This window comes from Caulobacter zeae, assembly GCF_002858925.1.
In the GTDB taxonomy this organism is placed as follows: domain Bacteria; phylum Pseudomonadota; class Alphaproteobacteria; order Caulobacterales; family Caulobacteraceae; genus Caulobacter; species Caulobacter zeae.
In genome coordinates this window covers 261,188-281,580 of the sequence record NZ_PJRS01000049.1, presented here as the reverse complement: position 1 = coordinate 281,580, position 20,393 = coordinate 261,188, and the positions used below count along the sequence as shown (strand labels likewise).

Here is a 20,393-nt window from a genome sequence, read left to right as displayed (position 1 = left end):
ATGACAAGGGTGAAGATAAAACCGACGCCTAGGCGGCGCCTTCGGCTCGGGAAGCGTCCAGCTTTCCTTCGATGATCGCGAAAGCGCCGTCCAGCCCGAACGAAACCGACGGGCCATCGATCTGCAGGTCGGTGACGTAACCCTCGACGAAACTCACGGTGGCGCCCGCCGGCGCCGTGAGGCTCACCCGGCCGGCATATCCTGCGCCCTCGTTCAGCACGCGCCGGCCCAGCGGAGACCCGATCTCGCACCCATTGTAGACGAAGATCCGCCAATCGCCGTTTTCCTTGCGGAACATGCGAACAAAGGCGCTCAAGGGGCGAACCAGGTCGAAGTCAGCCCAGCAGTTTGCGGGCGTCTCGGCGTAGGCGGCCTTCAGGGCGTCGATCTCGGCGCGCGTCACCTTCATGTTGGCGGCGGCGTCGTCGCGCTGGAGCACCCGCACGCCTTGTGCACGGGCCTGCTCCACTCACGCCGCCGCCGACGGCGAAAGCTCGAGCGGAGCGATCAGAAGCCGCATCTCCGGCAAGCTCTCCAGACATCTGCTGGTCGGGGCGATGCAGAAGTTGAGCCCCGCCAGCGAGGCCAGCATCGCCGAGCCGCGGAGCGCCACCAGGTCCTGGCTCTCGCAGATCCGCTCGCTGTCGGACAGGCAGAAGACGTCCGGCGCGAAGAGGAAGTCGGCGTCGTCGTAGTGCGGCGCCACCGCCCGGACCTCGTCCCGCAGACGGGTGATGAGCGGCGCATAGCTGACGTCGAAGCGCCCCGTCACCGAAAGCGGGAAGTAGAAGTGCAGCGACTCCCCCATGGCCAGGATCGGCGCGACCTCGTGAATGAGCTGAGGCAGGGGCTTGACCAGCTTGCGCCCGCCGCCTTCCGGCTCGACGAACAGGGGAACCACGACTTCGCGTTCAGCGTCCTTGGCCGACGTGACAGCGGTCTCCAGCCAGCAGTCGAGGGCGGCGAAGAAGGGCGGCAGGTCGCTCGTGATCAGGTCCAGGCCCGCCGGCCTCACCGCCGGATGGCGGAAGGTGAAGGCCAGGTTGACCGAACTGGCCGGAGCCCGCGGCGCCAGGAAGGCAGCCAGCTTGGCCAGGTACTGCTCGTAGGTGACCACGGTCAGGCGGCGATGCTGCTCCGCCGTCATGGCCGGCAGCGGATCCTCGCCCAGCTCCGGAAACACCTCGCGGGCCGCCTCGCCCCGATAGCCCCCCAGGCTCTCCCCGACCGTCCAGTAGTCGCCGTCGAAGAAGAAGCCGGTCGGCTCATAGGTCGAGATCAGCTCCTCGAGCACGGGCTTCAGCCAGGTTTCCCAATAGGGCGAGGTGTGATCGACGCGATACGAGCCCGTTCCATCGAGCGCGAACCGCTGCCAGTAGGGCTCGGCCTGGAGCAACAGGTCGTTGCGCAAGGTGCTGACATAGATGGCGAACTGGGCGTTGGTCTCGGCGGCGAGAGACTTCCACAGCCCCAGCAGGTCCATGGGCATGCCGGGGGGCGCGGCGTTGAGCGCCGACGGATACTGCGCCCAGCCGTCATGGCCGTAGGCGAAGGCCGTCAGGCGCGCCGGCGCGATCTCCCGCAGGAAGCCGCGGATAGCCTCGACGTCGAGTTCCGCCAGGGCGTAGTTCTCGATGGCCACCGGCAGGTGGTTGTCGATCAGGATGTTGATCTTCATGGAGCCTCTGGCGCCTGGAGCGGGAACTGCAGGTGACGACCAGAGGTCAAGGTCGCCCGCGCCACCTGGTCGCGGACCAGGCGCAGGGCCTCCGCGACAACGCCCGAGGCGGGCAAGGCGCGTCCGTGCAGAAGAACTGGCAGGCGCTGCTCGTCGAACAGTTCGGCGTCTATCTCGATGTCCGGCCACCCCCTGGCGATGCCGCCGCCGCTGGCGCGAAGGGCCGTCCGTGCTTCGGCCGCGATCAGCACCAGCGCGCCGTCGCGCACCAGCAGTCCGCAAGGACGACCGCCCGCCGTGACCGCCCGAGGCGTGCTCGCCGCGCCGACGAACACATCGAGCGCCGTGCGCGAAGCCGGATCACCCATCTCCATCCAGTCTTCCGCGCTCGCGGAGGCCAGCAGCGTCCAGGGCGTGTCGACGGCGCGCCCGATCAGCGTCGTGCCGCCCCAGCCCAGCGCCTCCTCGGCCCAGAAGCCCGGCCGCACCAACGCCAGTTCCCAGAAATTACCCTTGCCGCCGCCGGGCAGGGGGACGTCGAACAGTTCGCGGTATCCGAACGCGGCTAGCAGGCTCTCGTCGATCGCAAAGCCAAAGGCCGCGAGGGATCCCGTGGTCGGCGCCACGATCGCCGCCTGGATGCGCGGATCGCCCCGCAGGCGTTCGCCCAGGGCCTGGTCGAACCGTATCGGCCCGAGGACGCAACTCTCGAACCGGGCCAGCACGTCCGCAGGCGCGTTCGCCGGCAGCAGGTTCATGGTCACGCCATTGGCCTGGAAACCGGCGATCACGCCGCGCAACGTGGTCCAGAAATGCGAGTGCGGCGCAAAATACCGGCCGACGAGGCTGAACTCGATCGGCGCCGCCAACAGCGCGGCCTGGGCCTGACCATGGTCGCCTTCCGGATCCATCAGGCACTCGCCCAAGGAGGGCGCCGCGCCGGCCGGGTCGCGCCACAGGCGGCCCGCCAGCCGGCCGGGCAAGGCGGAGCAGTCCTTCTCGAAGACGTCGACGATCACGCGCGACATCGCCAGGACGTCCTGCCGAAGATTGAAGTCGATCAGGACCGTCCGGCTCTTGGCGAAGCGGAAGGCCAGCTCGACCTCGTCGCCCGTGACGACCTCGGCCGGCACCACGAAGCCGTAAGCCTCATCATGCCAGCGGTCTGACCCCGATATCTTGCCCAAGGTCGTCAGGTGGACGTCACCGGCCCATACCTCGATCTCGGTCCGGCACAGGGCGTTCACGGCGACCCACATCGCCGCGCCAGCAACCGACGGCAGGCGCAGCGTCGCCCCGTCGAAGCCCCAGCGGAAGGCCTTGTTGTGGAACCAATGCTGGAACGGCAGGTGCCCTTCCCGATAGGACCACTGCCCCCCGATGACGCCCGCGTCCGCCGCCGCGCCGACCTCGACCTCGTAGCGGTAACGCGGCTCGCCCAGGCCCAGCGGAATGGCCACCGCCTCGACGGCGACAGCCGCATCGCACAGGTACGGCGCGCCGGGAACGAGGACCAGGGTCGCGTCGCGTGGCAGGCTGACCACGATCTCGGGATGCCGATAGCTGTGATCGCTCTGGCTGATGACGCCCAGGACCTCGCCCGTGCCCTCGGAGACCACCATCCATTCGAGGTTCAGGCGGTGCGAAATCCGCTCGTTGTAGGGCAACTGGCTGGTGAAATGCCGCGTGGCCATGGTGAAGCGGATCAGCGCCGAGCCGACGCACTCGCTCTCGATCACCAGACGCAGAGAATCCGCGAGAACCGTTCCGACCGGAACATTCGAACTATCCAAAACGACCGATGGTTCAACCATGACTGCACCATAGAGCGACCCGTTTACGCCCGCGAGCACGATCGCGGATCATGGCTTTGCGGCGATAACTCACGCCATCAAGCCCGTAAGCCTCTCCGCGGGTACGCAGACGATGTTCTGGTAGCCGTACTCGAGCGGCCCGCGCAGGACATGAGGCGTCTCGCGCTCCAACCCGGGCTCGAACAGCACGTAGTCGCGGTCCTGGATCCAGCCCAGGATCTCGCAGCTGTTGGGCACGCCGGCGTCCACGAGATGAGGATAGTCGCCGACCTCGATGGTGACGATCGGCCGATAGGCCGCCAGCACCGCCTCAGCGCCGCGAAGCACATTCAGCTCGGCGCTTTCGGCGTCGATCTTGATGACGTCCGGGCCACGCTCGGCCTCGGCGAAATAGCTGTCCAGGCGTAGGGCCGGCACTTCGACCAACACCGGCGCCGGCGTGTCCATGTCGTCCGGCGCGCGGATCGAGGTATAGGAATTGAACGCCGACCACGACACGTCGAAGGTGTTGAACGAGAGCGTCTCGTCGGCGTCCCACACCGCCGCGGCGTTGACCGTCGAAGTCTCGAACGGACCCAGGTTGCGCCGCAGGCGCTCGGCGGTGTCAGGCGTGGGCTCGAAGGAGATCACCGCCCCCTCGGGACCGACAAGCGTCGCCGCCCAGAGCGAGAAGAAGCCATAGTGGGCGCCGATGTCGACGAAGACCGCCCCTGGGCGCAGCAAGCGCGAGAAAGCGGCGACCAGGTCGTCCTCGAAAGATCCATAGACGTACAGGCTGCGCGAGACCTCCTCGCGCAGGTCGACTTCCATCGGCGCGCCGAAGATCGTCTGGATGCGCGCAACCGGGTCCTTCCCCTCCGCCAGCACCTCGTCGACATGCTCCAGCCGCAGACGAAACGCCTCTGGCATGGCCTCCCTGGAGCCAGCCCGCACGCCTTTGATGTAGCTCAGGTGCGGAATAACGCTGTGGGGCACGCAGGAACCTTGCAACGACGGAAAGAAAGAGAAGCCGCGACTATGTGCGATAAGGCGTCAGGAAAAAAGCTCGGGCCGCCGCTGCCTCAGCGCATAGACGAGCACAGCTGTCTTCATGTCGACCTTGTCGCCCTGGGCGACGAGCATCCATAGGGCGTCGAGATCCATCTCGAAGACCTCGATCTCCTCGCCCTCTTCTTCCAGCCCCCCGCCGACGCCAACGCGATCCGAGGCGCGATACTCGGCCAGGTAAAGCGTGATGCGCTCCGACGAGATGGCCGGCATGCTCCAGAACTCCGCAACGCGATCGAGAGCGCCCAGGCGCAACCCGGCCTCCTCGAGCGCCTCCTGGCGCGCGGTGTCCTGCGGGTCGTCGCCCTCCATCTTGCCGGCGGGAACCTCGACGACATCTTCCAGGCCCGCGAGGAGCACCGGCGCTCGCGCCATGCGCACAAGGGTCGCGCAACGCCGGACCGGGTCGAACGGCAGCACGCCGACGCTGAGGCCGTGGTGTTCGACATGGCGCGGGACGACCGCGCCCGACGCCAGGCGCATGCCGACGAGACTCATCGACGACCAGCCCTCGTAGAGGGGCTTCACATCGACGACGCGTTCGTCCATCGCTCGAGCGCCCTAGTGGAACGAGATCGAGCTGACGGCGACGCTCAACCGCCGCGCTTCGCCCGGCAGCTTGCAGGTCTGCTCGGCGAACAGGGCGATCTCGGTCAGGGCGCCCAGACCGACTTCCGGCAAGGCGATCGTGTGCTCGATCGACTCCGAGCCCACCTCGATCGCATCGGCGAAAGCGCCGTTGACCACGATCGCCAGACGCTGCGGGTGCGGCAACGGCGGAGCGTGGCAGCGGATGGTCAGGCTGCGCGCCGCGGCCAGGTCGCCGACCGCCGAGAAGTTCAGGGTCGCATAAGGGCCGTCGACCCACACGAAGCCGGGCTCGTCGTGCGACCAGCCCTTGGCCAGGTACTGGCGGGCGCCGGCCGAGCCGAAGGCTATGGTGCTCTCGCGCAGCGCCGGCATCAGGGCCGGGCCGTCGTCGATGACGCCGCCCTTGCCGCTGGCGACCGTTTCCATCTTCGGCGCCAGGGACTTCAGCAGATGGATGTTGCGACGCAGGAAGCGCCGGTAGGCGCCAAAGCCCGCCGTGTAGGCGCGAGAAATCTCGGTGTCGAGGAAGTCGGCGGGAAGGTCGCCGACGTCGGGTTCGGGGCAGCCGTCGATCCAGTCCAGCATCTGGTCGATCTGCCGAAGCCAGATCGGACGCCCCTCGGCGATGCACTGGCGAGCGGCTTCGCCCATCTCGGCCACCTTCTGGGTGCTGAGAACCAGTTCGTGGGTGCCGTGCAGGGAGTAGAGCACCCCGCTGGACCAGTTGGCGATGTATTCGTTGTGGGTGCTGGCGTCGTGGGCGATCACGGCCATGCCCTGCGCCATGGCTTCGAGGAAGCCCATGCCGATGCCTTCGCTGAGGCGGGGCGCGAAATAGATGTTCGCCCGCGCCATCAGTTCGGAGAGCTCGGAACGGTTCTCGAACCAGGTCGACGTCGTCACCTCGGTGTCGCCGAACAGGGTCTTCACGTTCGGCCCGGGGGGCAGGGGCAGGTCGCGGGCCTGATGGATATGCATGCGGTCGAGCTGCGATCCGACCAGCTTGGCGATGAAGCTGGCGTCGACGCCGCTGTCGGGGCGACGTTCCCAGAAGAAGCCGGAGAGCTCGCGGTACTTCCGGGCGCTGACATAGGCCTCGGGCTCGGGGAAGTACTTGACCAGCAGCGACTGACCGCCGGCGCGCTGGATCTTCACGTGCAGGTGGCGCGAGAACGAGACAAACCGGGCCTGTTGCGAGAACTGCCAATGCAGCTCGGGCATGTGCTCGGAACCGTCGAACATCGGGACCACGACCGTGGGAATGCCGCGAGCGATGAAGATCGGCGCCAGGAAGTCGAGCTGGAGGACGACCACGACGTCGCATTCCGCGCGCGTGAAGCTCAGGTTCGACGCCGCCAAGTTCTCCGGATCGACCGCGACCGTGGTGACCGAGAACCGGGTGCTCAGCGCCTCGACCAGAAACTGGGTCGAGCGGGTCTTCAGGTGGAAGTGGTGCCCGACGTACACCAACCGCTTCTTGGCGATCTTCTTGTTCATGTTCGGTCTCACAGGCTGAGCCAGTGGGCGTAGGCCGCGTTGATATCCAGGAAGAACCGGGCGCGGGCCTGATCGATGCGGCCCTGCATCCTGTCACGCGGCATCGCGGCCATCTTGCGGATGGCGTCGGGGATGTCCCGGATCGTGTCGACGACCTCTCCAAGCCCGTAATACTCGACCTGGCGAGAGAAAGCCGTGCCGCGCAGCGTCAGGCACAGACGCCCTGCGCCGGCCGCTTCCATCATCACGGCCGAGCCGCGCATGCGGTACACGTCCTGGGCGTAGGGCAGCAGGACGATGTCGCAGGCCCGGTAGAGATCGTGCATCAACTCCGAGGAGATCACCGGCTCCAGCAGGGTCACGCCCGACGTTGCGTAGAGCTGGGAGGTATAGCTGTCCCAGGCTTCGCTGCCCTTGACCGGCAGGGTCTGGGTGGTCAGCAGCACCTTGCGCCGCGACGGATTGGCATGCACGCCCTGCATGATCTCGAGCAGGTGGTGGAAGCCCTTGTCCAGGCGCGCCGAGCCCGCGCACAGCACGTTGAAATCGTCGGTTTCCGGCAGCGGCAGGCGCTCCGACGTCTCCGGATAGGGCGTCAGATAGGTGATCAGGCCGGTCTGCTCGTTGACATAGTCCGCATAGGCGGGGGTCTCGGCCGAAAGATAAAGGCGCACGCCCGCGGCGCTGGCCGCGCGGATGCGACGGCAAAGCTCGCCCATCGGGTCATCGTAGAAGGGCGTCGCCGCCTCAAGCACGCCGATCAGGCGGATGAAGATCTTGGGGCGCTGCGCCGCCGGCCGGGCCGCGCAGGCGTTGAGGAAGCCGACGATGCCGTAGAAGTCGGCGCCGGGCATGAAGATGGTGTCCTCGGACGCGATCTCGTGGCGGCCGAGGATATCGACGGCGTCAGCCGTGGCGACGCGCTCGTAGGGATCGGCGAAGGCATCGGAAAAGGCCGGATGAGCCTTCACCATCTCGTTGAAGCGGGCTTCGCCCATCACCGGGATGTACTTGTTGTACAGGAAGGTGAAGGCCTGCTCGAAGTCGTTCTCGACCGCCAGCTTCTCCGAAAAGCTCTTCGAAGCCAGGCACTTGACGTCTTCGAAGCGCGGCAGCAGCAGGCGCCGATAATGGTTCAGCGCCGGCATCGCGTGGCCGTAGGGCAGCACGCAGACAGGGTCGCAGACCAACGCTTTGCGACCGACACGGCCAGCCGTCAGCATATCTTCCATAGGATCACCCGACCGGAATCGAATTGTGCAGCGTGGATTGGCGTCGCCCTCAGGCGGCCTTGGCCGCGCTTTCGGAAAGGAAGGCCTCGAAGGCCAGGGCGATGCCCTCTTCGAGGCCGTGCTTGGCGGTCCAGCCCAACCCTTGCAGCTTGCTGGTGTCGAGCAGCTTGCGCGGCGTGCCGTCCGGCTTGGAGGCGTCCTGGCGGATCTCGCCCTCGAAGCCCACCACCTTGGCCACCAGCAGGGCGAGCTCTCCGATCGAGATCTCCTGGCCCGAACCGACGTTGACGTGCTCGTAGCCGGAATAGGACTTGGTCAGGAAGATGCAGGCGTCGGCCAGATCATCGACATACATGAATTCGCGCAGCGGCTTGCCCGACCCCCAGACTTCCACGCTGCTCGCCCCCGAGCGCTTGGCCTCGTACATCTTGCGGATCAGGGCCGGCATGACGTGGCTGGAGTTCAGATCGTAGTTGTCGCCGGGACCATAGAGGTTGGTCGGCATAGCCGAGATGTAGTCGGCTCCGTGCTGCTTGCGGTAGGCTTGGCAAAGCTTGATGCCGGCGATCTTGGCGATCGCGTACCACTCGTTGGTCGGCTCCAGCGGGCCGGTCAGCAGCGCGCTCTCCGGGATCGGTTGCGGCGCCAGGCGCGGATAGATGCACGACGAGCCCAGATAGAGCAGCTTTTCGACGCCGCCCTCGAAGCACGAATGGATGATGTTCGTGGAGATCGCCAGGTTGTCGTAGATGAAGTCGGCCGGATAGCTGTCGTTCGCCAGGATCCCGCCCACCTTGGCGGCGGACACCAGGGCCACGTCCGGGCGGTTTTCCTGCACCCAACGCCGGACGGCGCCGGAGTCACGCAGGTCGAGCGTCGCCCGGTCGGCGACCAGGACTTCGCAATTCTCGCTGGCGAGGCGGCGAACGAGCGCCGAACCGACCATGCCGCGATGTCCGGAGACCCAAACCCGCTTTCCAGACAAATCCGCCATAATGGCCCCGTTCCCCGTAAAATCTCATAAACCCGCGATCGCGCGGACCGCTCGTGTGGAAAAGCCACGCGCCCCGCATCACCCCACGTGATGCGACGGCCGGGCGCCCATCCTCACCCAGCCGGTTTCCGATTGAGCCTCGTCGCCACGCGTCCACCGCGCGCGGCAATTTAGAGCTCCCGCTTCTCGACAAGCAACGTGAGGACGACCACGTAGCCCGCTTCCACCACATTCGGAGACGAGCGTCCAGAGCCGTTAAACACAGGAAGCGCCGGAATTCCTCGGCAGGCCGTAGCCTGGATCGATGTCGAGCTTTGATACTTTCGGTCGCATTCCGGTTCGGCTACAGCGGGAACATGGGCGCCAGCGTCTCAGCCAGGAAACAGTGATGCACGATTTGCCGACGTCCGAGGAGGGCCTGGACATGAGCTATGTGAAACCTCGGCAGACAGTCGATTGGAAGGGACGCGAGGTCGCCTTCTGCGACTGGAACCATCCGCTGGTCAACGAACCCCCGATCAGCGAACTGCTGCGCCGCTATTCGCAGACCTACCACTGGGACCGCCTGATCAAGCCGGGCTCGCTGTGCGTCGACGTCGGCGCCCACAGCGGCGACACGACCATCCCAATCGGCGTCTTCAGCTACGACCACGCGACCGGCAAGCCGGGCAAGGTTCTGGCCGTGGAGCCCAACCGCGACGTCTATCCCGTCCTGGAGGTCAACACCTCGCTGAACACGTCCTGGGCCGAGTTCACCCTGTCGCGCTACGCCGTCACCAAGAAGGACGGCGAAGTGGTCGAGCTGGTCGACAACGGCAATCAGAACTGCAACGGCGGCCTGATCGACCCCAACTTCTCCGAAGCCTTGCAGGCCCAGATGCAGGGCCTGGCCCAGGTGCGCACCACGGTCGAGGGCATCCGCCTGGATACGCTGCTGAAGCGCACCTACAGCGACGCCGAGCTCGCCACGCTATCGTTCGTCAAGACCGACTGCGAGGGCTTCGACAAGGAGATCCTGCGGGCGTCCAAGGATCTGATCGTCGAGTACAAGCCCTTCCTGTTCGTGGAATGGTACGACCTGTTCCCGACCATGGAAGACCACAACGACCTGTTCGACGCCATCAGCGACCTTGGTTTCGAGCCGCTGAACCCCGAGACGCTGCAGCCGGCCAGCTACGAGACGGGCAAGCTGACGGACCTGCTGCTGGTTCACCCGAGCCGCCGTCCGGAAATCGCCGACCTCTGAGCCGCCAGCCCCCTCGGCGCACCGCGCCGAGGGGGAGCCGCAATCAGCCGGCGGCCGCTTCGACCACCGCCTCGGTGGTGATGCCGAACTCCTTGTAGAGACGCTCGAACGGGGCCGAGGCGCCGAAGCCCGTCATGCCGACGAACTTGCCGTCCTCGCCGATGAAGCGTTCCCAGCCCTGGCGGATGCCCGCCTCGACGGCCACGCGAACCGGCGCCGAGCCGATCACGGCCTTGCGGTAGGCGGCCGGCTGCTGGTCGAACAGCTCCCAGCAGGGAACCGAGACCACGCGGGTCGGCTTGCCTTGCGACTGCAACACTTCACGCGCAGCGACGGCCAGGCCGACCTCGGTGCCGGTGGCGAAGATCGTCACGGCCGCTTCACCGCCTTGCGCGGCCAGCAGCTCGTAGGCGCCCTTGGCCACCTGGTTCTCGCCGGCGAAGGTGCGCACGTGCGGGGTCTTCTGGCGCGACAGGCACATCACCGACGGGGTGGTGTTCTGCTGTAGGGCCACCTGCCAGGCCTCGGCGGCTTCCACGGCGTCGGCCGGACGGAAGACCAGGAGGTTGGGGATGGCGCGCAAGCTGGCCACATGCTCGACCGGCTGGTGGGTCGGGCCGTCTTCGCCCAGGCCGATGGAGTCGTGGGTCATCACATGGATGACCTTGGCCTGCATCAAAGCCCCGAGACGGATGGCGGCGCGGCTGTAGTCGGCGAAGGCCAGGAAGGTTCCCGAGTACGGGATCACGCCGCCATGCAGGGCCATGCCGTTCATGGCCGCGGCCATGCCGAACTCGCGCACGCCGTAGTGGACGTAGCGGCCCTTGTAGTCGGGCGTGTCATAGGTGCCCATGCCCTTGACCAGGGTGTTGTTCGAGCCGGTCAGGTCGGCCGAGCCGCCGATCATTTCCGGGATGGCCGGGATCAGCTGGTCCAGCGCCGAGCCCGAGTGGACGCGGGTGGCGTTGACCGGCTTGCTCTCTACGGCCGAAGCGATGTGGGCTTCCAGCTTCTCGAAGGCGTTGGCGGGCAGCTGGTTCTTGACCACCGCTCGGGTGAACTCCGCGCCCTTGTCCGAGGCGGCGACGGCGGCTTCCCAGCCCTTGCGGACGCGGGCGCCGCGGCGGCCGACGCTCTTCCAGGCCTTGGCGATGTCGTCCGGCACGGTGAACGGCGCGGCGTCCCAGCCCATGGCGGCGCGGGCGGCGACGATCTCGCTGTCGAACAGGGTGTAGCCGTGGCTGTGGGGGTCGCCCTCCTTCGGGCCGGCGCCCTTCGAGATCAGCGTCTTGCACGCGATCATGGTCGGGCGGTCCTGCTTGGTCGCCCAGCGCAGGGCGGCGGCGATCTTGCCGTGGTCGTGGCCGTCGACGACCTTCACGGCCCAGCCGGCGGCCTTGAAACGGGCGACCTGGTCGCCGGTCTCGGAGATGGTGGCCACGCCGTCGATGGTGGTGTTGTTGTCGTCGAACAGCACCGTCAGCTTCGACAGCTTCAGGCGGCCGGCCAGGCTGATGGCCTCATGGCTGACGCCTTCCATCAGGCAGCCGTCGCCGGCGATGACCCAGGTGCGGTGATCGACGAGATCCTTGCCGTAGACGGCGGCGAGATGGGCCTCGGCCATCGCCATGCCGACCGAGGTGGCCAGGCCCTGGCCCAGGGGACCGGTGGTGGTCTCCACGCCCGGGGTGTGGTGCACTTCGGGGTGGCCAGGGGTCAGCGAGCCCCACTGACGGAAGTTCTCGATCTCCTTCATCGTCACGGCCTTGTAGCCGGTCAGGTGAAGCAGGCTGTAGAGCAGCATCGAGCCGTGGCCGGCCGACAGCACGAAGCGGTCGCGGTCGGCCCAGTCGGGCTTGGAGGCGTCAAACTTCATGAACTTGCTGAACAGCACGGTGGCCACGTCGGCCATGCCCATGGGCATGCCCTGGTGACCCGACTTGGCCTTGTGCACGGCCTCCATCGAGAGGACGCGGATGGCGTCGGCCATCTTGATCGGCGAGACGGGCATGGGCTCTGGCTCTTCGGCTTTTATGTCTGTGGACGGCGGGGGCGCCTGCGCGGCCCGCACGTGACATGCGAGGCCGCCAGGGTCAAGCAACCGGGGCGCAACGCCCGCGGGCTGAGGCCGCTATGCAACGGCGCGTGGACCGGATATAGCTGGACGCAGACTTATGCTCATTTTCAGCATAACCTCGAAAGGTCGACCGCGTGGGTAGCCCGTCGTTCTTCTCTCCCTATCGCCACGGCTTCGTCCGGGTCGCCGCCGCCGTTCCGAAGGTGAAGTTGGTCGATCCGGCCGCCAACGCCGCGAGCGTGCTCGACCTCGTGCGCCAGGGCCACGACCAGGGCGTGGCGGTCATGGTGTTCCCGGAGCTGGGCCTGACCGGCTACTCGATCGACGACCTGTTGCAACAGGACGTGCTGCTGGACGCCGTCGAGGCGGCGATCGCCACCCTGGCCGAAGAGAGCAAGACGCTTTCCCCGCTGTTCGTGGTCGGCGCGCCGCTGCGCGAGGCGGGGCGCCTCTACAACACCGCGGTCGCGATCCATGCCGGCCGGGTGCTGGGGATCGTGCCCAAGAGCTTCCTGCCCAACTACCGCGAGTTCTACGAGCGCCGCTGGTTCACCCCCGGCGCGGGCGTCACCGGCAGGACCCTGAGCCTGGCCGGCCAGGAGGCGCCGTTCGGGACCGACATCCTGTTCAAGGCGGACGGCTTCACCGTCGGCGTGGAGATCTGCGAGGACGTCTGGACGCCCAATCCGCCCAGCACCGCCCAGGCCCTGGCGGGGGCCGAGATCCTGCTGAACCTGTCGGCCAGCAACATCACCATCGGCAAGTCGGAGACCCGCCGCCTGCTGTGCGCCAGCCAGTCGTCACGCGCGATCGCCGCCTATGTCTATTCCGCCGCCGGCGCGGGCGAGAGCTCCACCGACGTCGCCTGGGACGGCCACCTCGACATCCATGAGATGGGCGCGCTGCTGGCCGAGACCGAGCGCTTCTCCACCGGGCCGACCTGGACCTTCGCCGATGTCGACGTCGAGCGCCTGCGCCAGGAGCGCATGCGCGTGGGCAGCTTCGGCGACGCGATGATGCTCGCGCCCCCGGCCGTCCCGTTCCGGATCGTCCCGTTCGAGTTCGTCCCGCCGGCCGGCGACCTGGCCCTGGCCCGGGCGGTCGAGCGCTTTCCGTTCACGCCGTCCGACCCCGCCAAGCTGCGCGAGAACTGCTACGAGGCCTACAACATCCAGGTCCAGGGCCTGGCACGCCGCCTGGAGGCCTCGGGCCTCAAGAAGCTGGTGATCGGCATCTCGGGCGGGCTGGACTCCACCCAGGCCCTGCTGGTGGCGGCCAGGGCCATGGACCAGCTTGGCCTGCCGCGCGACAACATCCTGGCCTACACCCTGCCGGGCTTTGCGACCTCCGACCGCACCAAGGACAACGCCTGGGGGCTGATGCGCGCCATCGGGACCACCGCCGCCGAGCTTGATATCCGGCCGGCCGCGACCCAGATGCTGAAGGACCTGGGCCACCCGTTCGGGCGCGGCGAGCCGGTCTATGACGTGACCTTCGAGAACGTGCAGGCGGGGCTGCGCACCGACTACCTGTTCCGGCTGGCCAACCACAACGGAGCGCTGGTGGTGGGCACCGGCGACCTGTCGGAACTGGCGCTGGGCTGGTGCACCTACGGCGTCGGCGACCACATGAGCCACTACAACCCCAATTGCGGGGCGGCCAAGACGCTGATCCAGCACCTGATCCGCTTCGTGGCCCATTCGGGCGACGTCGACGCGGCGACCACCGCCCTCTTGGAAGACATCCTGGCCACCGAGATCTCGCCCGAGCTGGTGCCGGGCGAGCAGACCCAGGCCACCGAGAGCTTCGTGGGCCCCTACGCCCTGCAGGACTTCAATCTCTTCTACATGAGCCGCTACGGCATGGCGCCGTCGAAGATCGCCTTCCTGGCCTGGAGCGCCTGGCATGACGCGGACAAGGGCGGCTGGCCGGTCGGCCTGCCGGAGACGGCCCGCCGCGCGTACGAACTGGCCGAGATCCGCAAGTGGCTAGAGCTTTTCCTCAAGCGCTTCTTCGCCAACCAGTTCAAGCGCTCGGCCGTGCCCAACGGGCCGAAGATATCGTCCGGCGGCGCGCTGTCGCCGCGCGGCGACTGGCGGATGCCCTCGGACGCGAGCGCCGAGGCCTGGCTGGCCGAACTCGCAGCCAATACAGCCACCTAGCGTTTCGGCCGCGACGCCGATGAGGTAGACTTGGGCGTAGACCGAAAAGGCAATGTCCTATAGGTCGCGCAACGTATCCGCGTGCGAGTTTGTGGGGGGAATCCTTTGGTCGACGCCATTTATCCGGTCATTCTCTGTGGTGGGTCGGGCACTCGACTCTGGCCGTCGTCGAGGTCGGATCGTCCCAAGCAGTTCCTCAAGCTGATCGGTGATCGCTCGAGCTTCCAGGAAACCATCCTTCGCGTGATGGACCTGCCCGGCGCCCACGAGATCGTGGTGGTGACGGGCCGTCACATGGCTGAGCTGGTCGAACGCCAGGCCCGCGAGATCGGCGCCAACCTGGTGGTGATCATCGAGCCTGAAGCCCGCGACTCCGCGCCGGCCATCGCCGCCGCCGCCGCCTATGTCCGCGCCAAGACGCCAGACGGCGTCGTCCTGATGCTGGCGGCCGATCACCACATCGCCGAGGTGGACGTGTTCCGAGAGGCGGCCCTGACGGCCGTGAGCGCCGCCCGCACCGGCCTGATCGTGACCTTCGGCGTCCAGCCGACCAGCCCCGCCACCGGCTTTGGCTACATCAAGCCGGGCGACGCCCTGCCCAGCGGCGTCAAGTCGATCGACGCCTTCGTCGAAAAGCCCGACCTCGAGACGGCCAAGCGCTATCTCGCCGAGGGCTATTACTGGAACAGCGGCAACTTCGCCTTCGCGGCCAAGACCCTGCTCGAGGAACTCGACACCTACGAGCCGGCGATCAGCAACGGCGCCATCGACGCCGTCGAGAAGGGGTCTCGCGACGGCATCACCCTGCGCCTCGACGCCGACGCCTTCTCCACGACGACCAAGAAGTCGCTCGACTACGCGGTGATGGAGCGCACGGACAAGGCGGCGGTCGCGCCGGCCGCCTTCACCTGGTCCGACCTCGGAGCCTGGGACGCCATCTGGGAAGCCTCGATCCGCGACCTTTCGGGCAATACCGCGACCGGCGACGTCCACCTGATCAACACCCGGGGCGTGCTGGCCCGCTCGAACGGGCCGTTCGTCGGCGCCATCGGCGTCGAGGACCTGCTGATCGTCGCCGAGAGCGACGCCGTCCTGGTCTGCCGCCGCGACGACGCCCAGGCGGTGAAGACCCTGGTCGACGTGCTGAAGGCCAGCGGCCGGGATATCGCCCACCGCCACGCCATCGCCTTCTCCGGCGGGATCGAGCGCCAGCCGGTCACCCGTTCGGCCAAGGCCGAGGTTTCCCTGTGGCGCTTCGAAGCCGGGGCGATGACCAGCCTGCCGGTCAGCTCCATCCAGGTTCTGGACGGAGCGCTTGAGGCAGAGACCGAAACCTACGCCCAGGGCGCCCGCGCCGACCTGCACTCGCCGGTGATGGTGCGCGCCGGCGAAGCCAGCACCGCGCTGGTCACGGTCTGGCGCTGACCACCCTGTCGAGCTCCAGGATGGCGCAGACGATGTGATAGAACGAGCTGGCCGGCGCCGGCTCGTCCACGAACGTCCCGTCGGCCTGGAGCTTGTCTCGCCAGAGACCCGGCACGGCGACGTCGAGGTACTTGAGCAAGGCCTCGGCGCCGTCGGCCGCCACCTCCAGCCAGGCGTCGTCGCCCGTGACCTGGGCGGCCAGGACGCCGGCCTTGATCCATTCGGTCTGCGCCCACAGGCGCGCGACGTCGTCATGCACGCTCATGTCGTCGAGCAGCGCGAAGATGGCCACGCCGCGCGCGGGATCCACGCCCGGCCCCTTGCCGATCTCGATCATCCGCAGCGCCGCGGCGCGAGCGTCGGCCCGCCCCGAGAGTTGGCTCCAGCGGAGCAGCAGCCAGGCCCACTCGAACTGATGGCCGGGCTCGACGATGCGGCCGGCCACGCCAGGGGCCGCGTTCCAGTCGCCGTCGTAATATTCGCGCAGGCCGCCGCTGGCCGGATCGATGAACTTGGCCAGCGCCAGTTCGGCGATCTCGTCGGCCAGGGCCCGCCAACCGGCGTCGCCGCCCGCCTCCACCCAGGCCAGGCTGGCCTCGAAGAGGTGCATGTGCGGGTTGGACAACAGCGGCAGGGTGCGCGGAACGCTTTCCTCGAACCCGGCCACGGGGTGCTTCAACGTCGCCTGCAGGGCGTTCCTAAGCTCGACGGCGATGCGGGGCAGATCCTCGCGCTCGGGCAGGGCCTGGCTCGCCATGGCCAGGCCGAACAGGCCGAAAGCCTGATCGTAGAGATCGACCTTGTCGTCCAGCGGCGAGCCGTCCGACGCCACCAGCGTGCGGAAGAAGCCGTCCGGACGACGGTAGCGCGCCAGATAGAACTCCAGGCCATGAGCCAGGGCCTCGCGCCAGGGTCCTTCCCAGCCTAGGGCCCCCGCCGCAGCGTACGAATAGATCTGGCGCGGCTGCACGCGCGCGCGGCGCGGCGCCTCGACCGGCGCGCCGTCCAGGGCGATCTTCTCGAAGAAGCCGCCCTTCTCGCGATCCGCGCCGACGGTCCACCACAGGGGGAAGGCGTCGTTCAGCGCCCAAGCCTTGAGCTGGTCGCGCAGGCGGACGATGCGGGCCGAAGCGGTCATGCTGTTCTCCAGTAGAGTCGAGCGGTTTTCTAGCGTCCGGGCGCCGCTACGCAAGCCTCGGCTTGTGACCGACCGGGCCGTCGCGTAATGGCGAGACAACATGCATGACCACAACCCCTTGAAGGCCGTCTTCTTCGATCGCGACGGCGTCCTCAATGTCGACCGGGGCTACGTCCACGATCCGGCCGACCTGGAATGGGTCCCCGGCGCCCGCGAAGCGATCGCGGCCCTGACCCTGGCGGGCGTCCGCTGCATCGTGGTCACCAACCAGTCCGGCGTCGCGCGCGGCTACTACGGCGAGGAGGCGGTCCACGCCCTGCACGCGCACATGCAAGGCGACCTGCGGCGTCTCGGCGGCCAGGTCGACGCCTTCTATCACTGCCCGTTCCATAAGGACGCCGTGGTTGAGGCCTATCGCTGCGACGATCATCCCGACCGCAAGCCCAACCCCGGGATGATCCTGCGCGGCCTGGCCGAGGCCGGCCTGTCGCCGCAGGAATGCGTGCTGGTCGGCGACAACGACAGCGACGTCGAGGCCGCTCGACGGGCCGGCGTCGAAGGCTTCCTGTTCACGGGCGGCGACTTGCTGCACTTTCTCAGAACCAAGCTCGGCCGGCGTTTCCCGGCCGGCCCGGGAGGCCCGGCTTGAAACTCCTGATCACCGGCGGCGCCGGCTTCATCGGCTCGACGCTGGTCCGGTCGGCCCTGGCCGCCGGCCATGCGGTGGTCAATGTCGACGCCCTGACCTATGCCGGCGACCTCGCCAACCTGGTCGAAGTCGCAACCCACCCGGCCTACGCGTTCGAGCAGGCCGACATCGCCGACGCCTCGGCCATGGCGGCGATCTTCGACCGCCACGACCCCGAAGCCGTGCTGCACCTGGCGGCGGAGTCGCATGTCGACCGCTCGATCGACGGTCCGCTGGCCTTCGTGCGGACCAACGTCATGGGTACGGCCGTGCTGCTCGAGGCCGCCCGCGCCCACTACGGCCAGCTGAGCCCGGACCGCGCCGCGCGCTTCCGCTTCGTGCATGTCTCGACCGACGAGGTCTATGGCGCGCTCGGCCCGGACGACGCCCCCTTCGACGAGCGCTCGCCGATCGATCCGACCTCGCCCTACTCGTCCAGCAAGGCCGCCTCGGACCTGCTGGCCCGCGCCTGGGGCCGCACCTATGGCCTGCCGGTGATCGTCACCTCGTGCTCGAACAACTACGGCCCGCGCCAGCATCCCGAGAAACTGATCCCGACGGTGATCTTCAACGCCCTGGCCGGGCGCCCCATCCCGGTCTACGGCGACGGGCGGCAGGTCCGCGACTGGCTGCACGTCGAAGACCACGCCGCGGCCCTGCTGCGGGTGCTCGAGGCCGGCGCCCCCGGCGAGACCTATCTGATCGGCGGCGACGCCGAGCGCGCCAACATCGACCTCATCCGCACGATCTGCGCCGCGCTCGACCGCATCCGCCCGGGCAACACGCCGCGCGAGGACCTGATCACCCACGTCACCGACCGCCCCGCCCACGACCGCCGCTACGCCATCGACGCCGGCAAGCTGCAGCGCGATCTCGGCTGGTCGCCGGCCCTGACCGTCGAGGAAGGCCTGGAGCGGACCGTGCGCTGGTACCTCGACAACGACGGCTGGTGGGACGCGCTGCGCGCCAAGGGTTTCGCTGGCCAGCGACTGGGCGTGACCGCGTGATCCGGATCCTGCAGTTCGGCGCCACCGGCCAGGTTTCGCGGGCGATGATCGCCGCCGCGCCGGGTCGCGCCGTTCTCGTTCCGCTCTCGCGCAACGAGGTGGATCTCGCCGACGCAGCCGCGATCGAGGCGGCGATCGCGAAAACCGACTGCGACCTCGTGGTCAACTGCGCCGCCTTCACCCTGGTCGACAAGGCCGAGGCCGAGCCCGAGGCGGCCCGCGCCGCCAACGCCCTGGCCCCCGCCGCCATGGCCAGGGCCTGCGCGGCCCGCGGCCTGCCGCTCGTCCACCTGTCGACCGACTGCGTGTTCGACGGCGCCCTCGACCGCCCCTATCGCGAGGACGACGCGCCCAACCCGCTGTCGGTCTACGGCGCGACCAAGCTGGACGGCGAGACCGCCGTCCTGGCCTGGGAAAAAGGCGTGGTGCTGCGGGTGTCCTGGGTGTTCTCGCGCTTTGGCCGCAACTTCATCCGCACCATGCTGCAACTGGGCCGCGCGCGGGACGAGCTGCGCGTGGTGGCCGACCAGTACGGCTGCCCGACCGACGCGGCAGCCCTGGCCGACTTCATCCTGGCCGCCGCGCCGCGCTGGGCCGCGGCTGACGCGGGCGATCCGGCCTTCGGCCTGTTCCACTTCACCAACGGCGGGGCGACCTCGCGTCACGACCTGGCCGCCGCCGCCCTGGCCCGCGACCCGCAGACCCGCGCGCGGCTGTCGCCGATCGCCAAGCGCGACTTTCCCGAGCCCGCCGCGCGGCCGCTCAACGGCGCGCTCGACAACAGCCGGGTTTCCGCCGTTTTCGGCTGGCAAGCCGAGCCCTGGACTAGCGCCGTGGCGCGCGCCGCCGACCAAATCATCGCCGAAGGACTGGACACATGAGGCGTGGGATCATCCTCGCCGGCGGCTCTGGCAGCCGGCTGGCGCCCCTGACCCTGGCTGTTAGCAAGCAGCTGCTGCCGGTCTACGACAAGCCGATGATCTACTACTCGCTGACCACCCTGATGCTGGCCGGGGTGCGCGAGATCCTGATCGTCACCAATCCGCATGACGAGACCGCGTTCCGGCGCTTGCTGGGCGACGGCTCGCAACTGGGCCTGCGTATCGAATACAAGCCCCAGCCGTCTCCCGACGGCATCGCCCAGGCGCTCATTCTCGGCGAGGACTTCCTCGACGGCGCCGACAGCGCCGTGGTGCTGGGCGACAACATCTTCTTCGGCGCCGGCTTCGCCGACCTCCTGCAGAAGGCGGCCGGACGCCAGAGCGGCGCGACCGTGTTCGGCTACAGCGTGGTGGATCCGCAGCGCTACGGCGTCGTCGAGATCGGCCCCGACGGCCGGGCCCTGAGCATCGAGGAAAAGCCGGCCAGGCCGCGCTCGCGCCACGCCGTGACCGGACTCTATTTCTACGACGGCCAGGCTTCGGCCATCGCCAGGAGCCTGAAACCCTCGGCGCGCGGCGAACTTGAGATCACCGACGTCAACCGCGCCTATCTCGACGCCGGCGACCTGACGGTCGAGCGGCTGGGCCGGGGCTACGCCTGGTTCGACACCGGCACCCACGACTCCCTGATGGAGGCCGCCGAGTACGTGCGCGCCATCGAGCTGCGGCAGGGCTTCCGCATCGGCTGCGTCGAGGAAGTGGCCTTCCAGATGGGCTTCATCGACGCCGACCAGCTGCGCGCCCTGGCCGGCGAGACCCCCAAGACCGGCTACCACCGCTATCTGCGCCAACTGGCGGACGGCGAAATCTGAAATCCTGGCGCGGCGGCCCCCGAGGGGCTAAACCCGCTGCAAAT

17 protein-coding genes are annotated in these 20,393 nt (G+C 68.1%); 7 read left to right on the top strand and 10 right to left on the bottom strand.

Going from position 1 to position 20,393, the window contains the following annotated elements; translation table 11 throughout:
* Window positions 1-28 precede the first annotated feature (28 nt).
* The 8 genes from SGCZBJ_RS24705 to fcl all read right to left on the bottom strand — a co-directional run bounded on the left by SGCZBJ_RS24705 (window position 29) and on the right by fcl (window position 8,853).
* On the bottom strand, window positions 29-469 hold the full coding sequence (locus SGCZBJ_RS24705; protein WP_133149323.1) for a hypothetical protein: 441 nt from the start codon (window positions 467-469) through the stop codon (window positions 29-31).
* Window positions 470-1,678: an alpha-amylase family protein gene (locus SGCZBJ_RS24700; protein WP_101720549.1), complete on the bottom strand. Its 1,209-nt coding sequence runs from the start codon at window positions 1,676-1,678 to the stop codon at window positions 470-472.
* Complete coding sequence (locus tag SGCZBJ_RS24695) at window positions 1,675-3,531, bottom strand: hypothetical protein (protein ID WP_133149322.1); 1,857 nt, start codon at window positions 3,529-3,531, stop codon at window positions 1,675-1,677. The genes SGCZBJ_RS24700 and SGCZBJ_RS24695 overlap by 4 nt, the downstream gene beginning before the upstream one ends.
* Before the next feature lie 30 nt (window positions 3,532-3,561).
* Entirely contained in the window at window positions 3,562-4,401 is an 840-nt protein-coding gene (locus tag SGCZBJ_RS24690) for an FkbM family methyltransferase (protein WP_101720547.1), read from the bottom strand.
* Window positions 4,402-4,524: 123 nt separating this feature from the next.
* On the bottom strand, window positions 4,525-5,088 hold the full coding sequence (locus SGCZBJ_RS24685; protein ID WP_101720546.1) for an NUDIX domain-containing protein: 564 nt from the start codon (window positions 5,086-5,088) through the stop codon (window positions 4,525-4,527).
* Window positions 5,089-5,100: 12 nt separating this feature from the next.
* Entirely contained in the window at window positions 5,101-6,627 is a 1,527-nt protein-coding gene (locus SGCZBJ_RS24680) for a glycosyltransferase (RefSeq protein ID WP_101720545.1), read from the bottom strand.
* Window positions 6,628-6,635: 8 nt separating this feature from the next.
* Window positions 6,636-7,850, bottom strand: coding sequence for a glycosyltransferase family 1 protein (locus tag SGCZBJ_RS24675; protein ID WP_133149321.1), 1,215 nt, complete (start codon window positions 7,848-7,850; stop codon window positions 6,636-6,638).
* A 58-nt stretch (window positions 7,851-7,908) separates the two neighbouring features.
* Window positions 7,909-8,853 carry a GDP-L-fucose synthase gene (gene fcl, locus SGCZBJ_RS24670; protein ID WP_101720543.1) on the bottom strand — a complete coding sequence of 315 codons (945 nt, stop codon included), beginning with the start codon at window positions 8,851-8,853 and terminating at the stop codon, window positions 7,909-7,911.
* 388 nt (window positions 8,854-9,241) lie between these two features.
* Here fcl and SGCZBJ_RS24665 point away from each other — a divergent pair, with 388 nt between their 5' ends.
* Entirely contained in the window at window positions 9,242-10,099 is an 858-nt protein-coding gene (locus SGCZBJ_RS24665) for an FkbM family methyltransferase (RefSeq protein ID WP_165799430.1), read from the top strand.
* Between the two features lie 43 nt (window positions 10,100-10,142).
* Here SGCZBJ_RS24665 and tkt read toward each other — a convergent pair whose 3' ends face one another.
* On the bottom strand, window positions 10,143-12,110 hold the full coding sequence (tkt, locus tag SGCZBJ_RS24660; protein ID WP_101720541.1) for a transketolase: 1,968 nt from the start codon (window positions 12,108-12,110) through the stop codon (window positions 10,143-10,145).
* 200 nt (window positions 12,111-12,310) lie between these two features.
* On the opposite strand from tkt, the gene SGCZBJ_RS24655 reads away from it, so the two are divergent.
* Both SGCZBJ_RS24655 and SGCZBJ_RS24650 read left to right on the top strand, forming a co-directional pair.
* Entirely contained in the window at window positions 12,311-14,338 is a 2,028-nt protein-coding gene (locus SGCZBJ_RS24655; RefSeq protein ID WP_101720540.1) for an NAD(+) synthase, read from the top strand.
* 105 nt (window positions 14,339-14,443) lie between these two features.
* Entirely contained in the window at window positions 14,444-15,763 is a 1,320-nt protein-coding gene (locus SGCZBJ_RS24650; protein ID WP_101720539.1) for a mannose-1-phosphate guanylyltransferase/mannose-6-phosphate isomerase, read from the top strand.
* Here SGCZBJ_RS24650 and SGCZBJ_RS24645 read toward each other — a convergent pair.
* Entirely contained in the window at window positions 15,747-16,901 is a 1,155-nt protein-coding gene (locus SGCZBJ_RS24645; RefSeq protein ID WP_101720538.1) for an AGE family epimerase/isomerase, read from the bottom strand. The genes SGCZBJ_RS24650 and SGCZBJ_RS24645 overlap by 17 nt on opposite strands.
* Window positions 16,902-17,001: 100 nt before the next feature.
* On the opposite strand from SGCZBJ_RS24645, the gene SGCZBJ_RS24640 reads away from it, so the two are divergent.
* From SGCZBJ_RS24640 to rfbA, 4 genes are read left to right on the top strand one after another with little or no spacing between them, the layout of a single operon-like run.
* Window positions 17,002-17,550: a D-glycero-alpha-D-manno-heptose-1,7-bisphosphate 7-phosphatase gene (locus SGCZBJ_RS24640; protein ID WP_101720537.1), complete on the top strand. Its 549-nt coding sequence runs from the start codon at window positions 17,002-17,004 to the stop codon at window positions 17,548-17,550.
* Window positions 17,547-18,596 carry a dTDP-glucose 4,6-dehydratase gene (gene rfbB, locus SGCZBJ_RS24635; RefSeq protein ID WP_101720536.1) on the top strand — a complete coding sequence of 350 codons (1,050 nt, stop codon included), beginning with the start codon at window positions 17,547-17,549 and terminating at the stop codon, window positions 18,594-18,596. The genes SGCZBJ_RS24640 and rfbB overlap by 4 nt, the downstream gene beginning before the upstream one ends.
* Window positions 18,593-19,477 carry a dTDP-4-dehydrorhamnose reductase gene (gene rfbD, locus SGCZBJ_RS24630; RefSeq protein WP_240621636.1) on the top strand — a complete coding sequence of 295 codons (885 nt, stop codon included), beginning with the start codon at window positions 18,593-18,595 and terminating at the stop codon, window positions 19,475-19,477. Before rfbB ends, rfbD begins: the two co-directional genes overlap by 4 nt.
* Window positions 19,474-20,349 carry a glucose-1-phosphate thymidylyltransferase RfbA gene (gene rfbA / locus SGCZBJ_RS24625; RefSeq protein WP_101720535.1) on the top strand — a complete coding sequence of 292 codons (876 nt, stop codon included), beginning with the start codon at window positions 19,474-19,476 and terminating at the stop codon, window positions 20,347-20,349. The genes rfbD and rfbA overlap by 4 nt, the downstream gene beginning before the upstream one ends.
* The last annotated feature ends 44 nt before the right edge of the window (window positions 20,350-20,393 follow it).

Bases quoted from the DNA above. Each gene is read 5' to 3' on its own strand.
- SGCZBJ_RS24700 (WP_101720549.1), bottom strand. From the start codon at position 1,678: ATGAAGATCAACATCCTGATCGACAACCACCTGCCGGTGGCCATCGAG.
- rfbA (WP_101720535.1), top strand. From the start codon at position 19,474: ATGAGGCGTGGGATCATCCTCGCCGGCGGCTCTGGCAGCCGGCTGGCG.
- SGCZBJ_RS24665 (WP_165799430.1), top strand. From the start codon at position 9,242: ATGCACGATTTGCCGACGTCCGAGGAGGGCCTGGACATGAGCTATGTG.
- SGCZBJ_RS24675 (WP_133149321.1), bottom strand. From the start codon at position 7,850: ATGCTGACGGCTGGCCGTGTCGGTCGCAAAGCGTTGGTCTGCGACCCT.
- SGCZBJ_RS24645 (WP_101720538.1), bottom strand. From the start codon at position 16,901: ATGACCGCTTCGGCCCGCATCGTCCGCCTGCGCGACCAGCTCAAGGCT.
- SGCZBJ_RS24690 (WP_101720547.1), bottom strand. From the start codon at position 4,401: ATGCCAGAGGCGTTTCGTCTGCGGCTGGAGCATGTCGACGAGGTGCTG.
- SGCZBJ_RS24680 (WP_101720545.1), bottom strand. From the start codon at position 6,627: ATGAACAAGAAGATCGCCAAGAAGCGGTTGGTGTACGTCGGGCACCAC.
- tkt (WP_101720541.1), bottom strand. From the start codon at position 12,110: ATGCCCGTCTCGCCGATCAAGATGGCCGACGCCATCCGCGTCCTCTCG.
- fcl (WP_101720543.1), bottom strand. From the start codon at position 8,853: ATGGCGGATTTGTCTGGAAAGCGGGTTTGGGTCTCCGGACATCGCGGC.
- SGCZBJ_RS24640 (WP_101720537.1), top strand. From the start codon at position 17,002: ATGCATGACCACAACCCCTTGAAGGCCGTCTTCTTCGATCGCGACGGC.
- SGCZBJ_RS24685 (WP_101720546.1), bottom strand. From the start codon at position 5,088: ATGGACGAACGCGTCGTCGATGTGAAGCCCCTCTACGAGGGCTGGTCG.